Below are 7268 nucleotides of genomic sequence, written 5' to 3' on the forward strand. Positions count from 1 at the left end.
TCGTAATCAGCCTGCGTGGTTTTGCAGGCGTGCATAGATGCCGCCTTGGGCCAGAAGCTGCGCGTGCGTGCCCTGCTCGGCCACACGGCCTTGCTGCATGACGATGACGCGGTCGGCATGCTCGATGGTCGAGAGGCGGTGGGCGATGACCAGCGTTGTGCGCCCTTGCATCAGGCGCTGCAGCGCGTCTTGCACCAGCCGCTCGGACTCCGTGTCGAGTGCCGAGGTGGCTTCGTCGAGGATCAGGATCGGCGCATCCTTGTAGAGCGCCCGCGCAATCGCCAGGCGCTGGCGCTGCCCGCCCGAAAGCTGGGTGGCGTTGTGCCCCACCAGCGTGTGGATGCCCTGGGGCAGGCTGGCCACATGCTCGGCCAGGTTGGCCGCCGCCAGGCAGGCGTGTACCCGTGCTTCGTCGAGGGGCGCGCCGAGCGCTACGTTGGCGGCGATGCTGTCGTTGAACATCACCACGTCCTGGCTCACCATGGCAAATTGCGCGCGCAGGTGGTCCAGGCGCCAGTCCTGCAGCGGGCAGCCGTCCAGAAGGATGTCCCCTTCGCTGGCAAGCACGAAGCGCGGCAGCAGATTGACCAGCGTGGTCTTGCCGGCGCCAGAGGGGCCAACCAGCGCGACCACCTCGCCCGGGCGCACGCGCAGGCTCACGCGGTCCAGCGCGGGGGACTGGTCTTGCGCGAACCGTACGGTCACGTCGCGCAATTCCAGCGCGCCGCGCACCGGGCTCGGGGTTTGGTGGCCACTTGCCTCACTGCCGGTGTCGTTGATCAGCAGGAGGCCGCGCTCCAGGGCCGCCACGCCGCGCGTGAGCGGGTTGGAGACATCGGCCATGCGGCGCATGGGGGCCACCAGCATCAGCATGGCGGTGATGAATGAGGCGAAACCTCCGACGGTGATGGCCTGGCCGCCGTCCGCACCGGTGCGGCTTTGCCACAGGGCGATGCAGATCACCGTGGACAAGGCCCCCGCCGCGAGCAGCTGGGTCAGGGGCGTCATGGCCGCCGATGCGATCGTCGCCTTGATGGCCAGGCGGCGCAGGCTGTCGCTGAGCTGGCCGAAGCGCTGGTTCTGCGATGACTGCGCACCGTGCAGACGCACCACGCGGTGGGCCAGCACGTTTTCCTCGACCACGTAGGCGAGGTCGTCGGTGGCCTGCTGGCTGGCCTTGGTGATGCGATAGAGGCGGCGCGACAGCGTCTTCATGATCCAGGCGACCCCGGGCACCACGACGGCGACGATGAGGGTCAGCTGCCAGTTCAGGTAGAGCAGGTAGCCCAGCAATGCGACCAGCGTGAAGCCGTCGCGTGAGATGCCCATCAGGGCCTGCACCAGGAGCGTGGCGCCGGTCTGGACCTCGTACACCACGGTGTTGGAGAGGGTGCTGGCCGACTGGCGCGAGAACAGCGCCATTTCTGCCGACAGCAAGCGCTCGAACAAGGCCTTGCGCAGCAGCAGCATGCCCTCGTTGGCGATGCGCGTGATGGCGTATTGGCTGGTGAACTGGGCAATGCCGCGCACCAGGAAGACACCGATGATGGCCAGCGGCACCAACCACAGTTCCAGGGTGCCGTCGGTGAAACCACTGTCGAGCAATGGCTTGAGCAGCGCCGGAATCAGTGGCTCGGTGATGGCGCCAACCACGGTGCCGAAGAAGGCCAGGCCCCAGGCCACGCGGTGCCCGCTGAAAAAGGGCAGCAGGCGCCGCAGCCTGGCCCGCAGGCCCGGTGACGTGGGGGCAGCGGTGCTGGCGGCATTGGGTGTTCCGGAGTCAGGGGCTTGCATTTGCGGCCGGATTCTACGGTTCACTGGGTGTACCATACCGTTTGTCACAGGAGTTCGGGATCAATGTGTAATATGCCGGGTTGTCTTCCGGCTTTGTTGCGTAAGGTTCCGACGGCTGCCAATGACCACTGACCGATCCATCCCATCCCAAGCGGCTGCGCCGCTTCTTCCTTTGCGCCGCCAGGTCCTGGCCGCGATTCTTTCTCTCCCTGCTCTACCCGCTCTCGCGCAGTTCCGTGTGGAAGTGACGGGGGTCGGACTGACGCAGCTGCCGATTGCCTTGGCGCCCTTCCGGGGCGAGGCGCAATCGCCACAGCGCATTTCGGCGATCGTGCAGGCCGATCTGGAGCGCAGTGGGCAGTTTCGCAGCATTGATGCCGCAGGGGCGGCGTTGGATGAGGTCTCGCGCCCTGACATGGCCCAGTGGCGGCAAAAAAGCGCCGACTCCCTGGTGACCGGCAGCATCACGCGCCTGGCGGATGGCCGCTACGACATTCGCTTCCGCCTGTGGGACGTGGTGCGGGCCCAGGATCTCGGGGGGCAGAGCTTCGTGGTCAGCCAAGGTGACTTGCGCCTGGTGGCACACCGCATCGCCGACTTCGTCTACGAGAAGCTCACGGGTGAGCGTGGCGTGTTCTCCACGCGCATCGCGTATGTGACGAAGGCAGGCGGACGTTACAGCCTGTGGGTGGCCGATGCCGATGGGGAGAATGCCCAGGCTGCCTTGTCGAGCCCCGAGCCGATCATTTCCCCTGCCTGGGCGCCCAATGGCACCCAGCTGGCCTACGTCTCGTTTGAGTCACGCAAGCCCGTGGTGTATGTGCATGACGTGGCCAGTGGGCGTCGCCGTCTCATTGCCAACTTCCGCGGCTCTAACAGCGCACCCGCCTGGTCGCCCGATGGCCGGCAACTGGCGGTGACCCTGACGCGCGATGGCAGTTCGCAGCTCTACACCATCGACGCCAACGGCGGTGAGCCGCGCCGTTTGATGCAGAGCAGCGGTATTGATACCGAGCCCGTGTTCTCTGGTGATGGCCGCACCATCTACTTCGTGAGTGATCGTGGCGGTGCACCGCAGATTTACAAGGTGGCGGCATCGGGCGGCAACGCCGAGCGCGTTACGTTCTCCGGCAGCTACAACATTTCCCCAAGCGTGAGTCCGGATGGACGCTGGCTGGCCTATATCTCGCGTGTCGGCGGCGCGTTCAAGCTGCATGTCATGGATCTGGGCACGGGGGCCGTGAGCGCCATTACCGACACCACCGCAGACGAAAACCCAAGTTTTGCACCCAATAGCCGTTTGATTGTCTACGCCACCCAGCAGCAGGGCCGTGAGGCGCTCATGACCACCACGCTGGATGGAAAGATCAAGGCACGGCTGGCGGGGCAGGGCGGAGACATACGCGAGCCCGATTGGGGGCCGTACCAAAAACAGTGAATTCGATCTGATTTAACCCGTATCCAAGATTGCAGGAGCAATTTGCATGAAACATTTGAAACGCCTTTCCATCGCTTTGACCGTGGCTGCCCTGATGGCCGGCTGCAGCACCGGGGTCAAGCTGGACGACCAGGCCCCGGTGGAGGACCGTTCGGCGACAACCAATGCCGGAGCCAACACAGGTAACACGGCCCAAAGTGGTGTTGCAGGGGTGAATCTTGGCCAATCCGACCGTGACGGTGCTGGCCCGGTGGGCGTGAGCCGTACCATCTACTTCGACTTTGACAGCTATGCGATCAAGTCCGAGTACCAATCGGTGCTGGATGCCCATGCGCGCTTCATCAAGGCAGTGCCGGGTCGCAAGGTCATGCTGGAAGGCCACACCGATGACCGTGGTGGTCGCGAGTACAACCTGGCGCTGGGCCAAAAGCGTGCCGAAGCCGTGCGCCGCTCGCTGGGCCTGCTGGGCGTGTCCGATGGCCAGATGGAAGCCATCAGCTACGGTAAGGAAAAGCCTGCCGTGCAAGGCATCAGCGAAGACGCCCGCGCGCAGAATCGCCGCGTTGAACTGTCGTACCGCTGATGCCCGCAGCCCGCTTTCCTTCCTGGGCCAAGGCCGCGCTCGTGGCGGCTTTGGCATCCGCCTATGCGGTAGGTGGTCACGCGGCGCTTTTCGAGGATGAAGAGGCGCGTCGCGCCATCCTGGAGTTGCGCCAACGTGTGGATGGACTGACCCAGGGGAGCATGCGCACGGGCGACGAGTCGTCGCAGCTGCGCCGCAGCTTGCTCGATCTGCAAACGCAGATCGAGGCGCTGCGCACTGAGCAGGCCAAGCTGCGCGGGCAGAACGAGCAGCTCCAGCGCGACATCGCCGAATTGCAGCGACGCCAAAAGGATATGGCGCAGGGCGTTGATGAACGCCTGCGTCAGTTCGAGCCGGTGAAGGTGAGCCTCGACGGTCAGGAATTCCGAGCCGACCCTGCAGAGAAGCGGGACTTCGAGTCCGCTCTCGAGGTTTTCCGCACGGGCAAGTTTGCCGAGGCTGGCCAGGCATTTGCCGCTTTCATCAAGCAGTACCCGCGCAGTGGCTATGTGCCTTCTGCGCGCTTCTGGTTGGGCAACGCACAGTATGCGACGCGTGATTACAAGGAAGCCATCGGTAACTTCAAGGCCTTGCTGGCGGCAGCACCGACCCACGCGCGTGCGCCCGAGGCAGCACTCTCGATTGGCAACTGCCAGGTCGAATTGAAGGACACACGCGCTGCGCGCAAGACCTTTGAAGACTTGGTCAAGGCCTATCCGCAGTCTGAGGCCGCGGGTGCTGCCAAGGAGCGCCTGGCGCGTCTCAAGTGACGGATCCCGTGGCCGATGAAGTAGATCTCCAGCGCCGCTTTGGCGGGCTGGAGCGTTTGTACGGCCTTGAGGGAGCCGGGCGCATACGTGCGGCCCACGTAGCCGTCGTGGGCGTGGGCGGAGTCGGCTCGTGGGCGGCAGAGGCACTGGCGCGCAGCGGAGTTGGCCGCTTGACGCTGATAGATCTCGACCATGTCGCTGAATCAAACATCAACCGGCAAGTTCATGCACTGACTGAGACGGTCGGACAGGCCAAGGTACAGGCGATGCGCGACCGTATCGCGCAAATTCATCCTGCCTGCTCCGTGGTTTGTGTTGAGGATTTCGTTGACAGCACGAACTGGCCAGGTTTGCTGCCATCGGCTGTCGATGCCGTCATTGATGCCTGCGATCAAGTGCGCGCCAAGACATCCATGGCGCAGTGGGCACGGAATTCCGGCAAACCGTTCATCAGTGTTGGTGCCGCTGGGGGAAAGCGCCTCGCGCACAAGGTGGATATTGATGATCTGGCGGCAGTTACCCATGATCCACTGCTGACCCAGGTGCGCTACCAACTGCGTAAGCACCACGGTGCACCCAAGGAGGGGCGCAGGATGAAGGTTGCCTGCGTGTTCAGCAGGGAGGCAGTTGCTCCTCCCCACGCCTCATGTGGTTTGGCGGGCGATGGCTCGCTCGGCTGTCATGGCTATGGTTCGGTGGTCGCCGTGACGGCAACCTTTGGCCAGTGTGCGGCCGGGTGGGTATTGGATTGCGTGGCGCGCGAAGATTTTTAATCTCTGTAAACGTGCTATAATTCAAGGCTTCGTATGTAGATGCGAAGAAAAGTGTGGGTCGTTAGCTCAGTTGGTAGAGCAGCGGACTTTTAATCCGTTGGTCGCAGGTTCGAATCCTGCACGACCCACCAAGCTATATAAAGAAACCCTGCTATCTAAACAATAGCGGGGTTTTTTCATTCTTGGCTCATGTAGCCACCATGTAGCCACTGGTACAGGGTTTTGCCCCGTGTAGCCAGCATGTAGCCACCCAGCACCAGCAATAAAAAAGCCCCTCGGGCGGGGCTTCGGTCATTTGCTGATTTGAATACTTCGCAAAGGGGGATTTTTTCTCCGCGTGCGGAACCGCGGGGTGTCGGCTGGCCTGGGGTTGCAGACTTTTGATACCCCCCACCCCATCACCTTTTTTCTGGATGTTTAGGGTTGCTTGGGGGTGCTGTCGGTTTACATGGGGCATAGCCCAGACTTTGCACCCGCCCCTGCCTCGCGCGCGCGCACGACACGGCAAGTTGTGCGTTAGCGTTATGGCAGGTCGAACAAGCCGGTCTAGAGGGGGCATCGCGCAAACACGCAACCGCCCCTGTGACCTTAGCCCAGCACCAGCGCGATAGATTCGCGCACACGCGGCAGCTTGCCCGGCTTTGCGGTGGTCGGCTCACCATGCCCCAGCGCCACCACATGCGCAGCGTCCGGCCCGTCGATTTTCACAACGTCCCCAAGGTCGCCAAACCCCGTACCGTCCACCAGCAGGCGGACATTCACCGGCCCACCAGTGCGCAGGCGTTCCACTTCCAGGCGGCGGGTTACATCACGCAGCAGACGGGACGCGGCGCTTTCAGTATCTGCAAAGCTCAGTTCAGGCTCCGCCACTGCCACAAGGCTGCATTGATACCCGGCGGCCTCGATTCCAGCCCTCACAGCAGCCTCGGCAGCCAGCGCAGCCCGCAGACTCACCAGCGCATCAGCCACGCCTTGAACGGCCTTTGCGTGCGCCGGTTGGGCCTCTGCGCAGACTGCGGCGCTTAGTTCGGCCACCAGCGCAGCCACGGCGGCCCGTTGCGCTTCAATGGCGGGGCGCAGGGTGTCCAGACGCTCGCGCACCTGAGCAAGCTCACGATTAAGGCCCGTGCTGTCGTTGCGCTGTGCAGACTCACCACGCAGCAGGCGCAGGCCAGCGGCCAGGGGGTCGAACGTATCGGCAGGCGCGGCCAGCAGTCCCAGCAAACGCGCTTCCTCGGCAGTGGCTGCATTGAATGCGCCGGTCAGTTCGCCTAGGGTGTTTTGCGCTTCGGCGAAACGGGGGCTTTGATTGATGTTTTTCATGGTGTTCTTTCGATTCAAAGGGAAGGGTTAACGCGAGAAACCATCGCCATAACGGCGCGGCGCTGTTCGGCTGTCAGGTTGCGCGGCAGCAGTGCGCCACGGTTTGCGACGTTGTGCGCCAGTTGCTCAAGTTGCGCGGTTTCAAATTTCGCCATCGCGGCGGCCAGTTCTGGGGGCGGTGTCTGCCCGGTCTTTGCTTGGTGCATGGTGTTTTTCAAAGTTGGTGAAGGGATGCAGGGCGGCGGTTTGTTTATGGCCCTTGCGCCTGTGCCTCACCCCATCCGTTCCTTCCGTTCCCATCCGTTCCCATCCGTTCTGTAATTGCTTGGAACGAATGGATGGGAAGGGGGGATTTAGTCCCCCTTCCATCCGTTCCTTCCGTTCTCTCCCTTAGGGGAACGGATGAAACGGGAACGGATGAAATTTGCCGTTCAAGCGTCTGGAGGGTGTGCAGAATTTTGTGTAAACGGACAATCCACCGCCGGCGCGAGCCGGCCTGTCCGTAAGCACAATGAGCACCAAGAAACACGACGTACCCGAAGAACTGCTGTCTGGCCTGCTGGCTAACTACAAGAAGCCTGAAGACC

At 63.0% G+C, this 7268-nt stretch carries 7 protein-coding genes and 1 tRNA gene; 5 read left to right on the plus strand and 3 right to left on the minus strand.

The features are described 5' to 3' along the window. Positions 1-6 precede the first annotated feature (6 nt). Complete coding sequence (msbA, locus tag BN2503_RS10340; RefSeq protein ID WP_054256576.1) at positions 7-1794, minus strand: lipid A export permease/ATP-binding protein MsbA; 1788 nt, start codon at positions 1792-1794, stop codon at positions 7-9. A gap of 121 nt (positions 1795-1915) precedes the next feature. Here msbA and tolB point away from each other — a divergent pair, with 121 nt between their 5' ends. The 5 genes from tolB (at position 1916) to BN2503_RS10365 (ending at position 5489) form a co-directional block, all read left to right on the plus strand. Beyond that, positions 1916-3232, plus strand: a complete 1317-nt coding sequence (gene tolB / locus BN2503_RS10345; protein ID WP_054256577.1) for a Tol-Pal system beta propeller repeat protein TolB — start codon at positions 1916-1918, stop codon at positions 3230-3232. A gap of 46 nt (positions 3233-3278) precedes the next feature. Continuing rightward, entirely contained in the window at positions 3279-3815 is a 537-nt protein-coding gene (gene pal, locus BN2503_RS10350) for a peptidoglycan-associated lipoprotein Pal (protein WP_054256578.1), read from the plus strand. Beyond that, positions 3815-4585 (plus strand): tol-pal system protein YbgF, encoded by a 771-nt coding sequence (gene ybgF, locus BN2503_RS10355; RefSeq protein ID WP_054256579.1) that lies wholly within the window; start codon positions 3815-3817, stop codon positions 4583-4585. The genes pal and ybgF overlap by 1 nt, the downstream gene beginning before the upstream one ends. An 8-nt stretch (positions 4586-4593) precedes the next feature. Beyond that, the gene (locus tag BN2503_RS10360) at positions 4594-5358 is read left to right on the plus strand and encodes a tRNA threonylcarbamoyladenosine dehydratase (RefSeq protein ID WP_082366557.1); all 765 of its coding nucleotides are present in this window, start codon (positions 4594-4596) and stop codon (positions 5356-5358) included. 55 nt (positions 5359-5413) lie between these two features. Next, a tRNA-Lys gene (locus tag BN2503_RS10365) sits at positions 5414-5489 on the plus strand. A 457-nt stretch (positions 5490-5946) separates the two neighbouring features. On the opposite strand, the gene BN2503_RS10370 is transcribed toward BN2503_RS10365, so the two are convergent. Continuing rightward, complete coding sequence (locus BN2503_RS10370; protein WP_054256581.1) at positions 5947-6681, minus strand: hypothetical protein; 735 nt, start codon at positions 6679-6681, stop codon at positions 5947-5949. Positions 6682-6695: 14 nt separating this feature from the next. Continuing rightward, a complete protein-coding gene (locus BN2503_RS20020; RefSeq protein WP_139235412.1) occupies positions 6696-6887 on the minus strand; it encodes a hypothetical protein in 192 nt (63 codons plus the stop codon). Between the last annotated feature and the right edge of the window lie 381 nt (positions 6888-7268).

Origin of the sequence: Paenacidovorax caeni, from assembly GCF_001298675.1 — a bacterium.
Lineage (GTDB): Bacteria > Pseudomonadota > Gammaproteobacteria > Burkholderiales > Burkholderiaceae_C > Paenacidovorax > Paenacidovorax caeni.

Coding starts and splice junctions, on each gene's coding strand:
- BN2503_RS10370 (WP_054256581.1), bottom strand. CDS start 6,681: ATGAAAAACATCAATCAAAGCCCCCGTTTCGCCGAAGCGCAAAACACC.
- BN2503_RS20020 (WP_139235412.1), bottom strand. CDS start 6,887: ATGCACCAAGCAAAGACCGGGCAGACACCGCCCCCAGAACTGGCCGCC.
- tolB (WP_054256577.1), top strand. CDS start 1,916: ATGACCACTGACCGATCCATCCCATCCCAAGCGGCTGCGCCGCTTCTT.
- ybgF (WP_054256579.1), top strand. CDS start 3,815: ATGCCCGCAGCCCGCTTTCCTTCCTGGGCCAAGGCCGCGCTCGTGGCG.
- msbA (WP_054256576.1), bottom strand. CDS start 1,794: ATGCAAGCCCCTGACTCCGGAACACCCAATGCCGCCAGCACCGCTGCC.
- pal (WP_054256578.1), top strand. CDS start 3,279: ATGAAACATTTGAAACGCCTTTCCATCGCTTTGACCGTGGCTGCCCTG.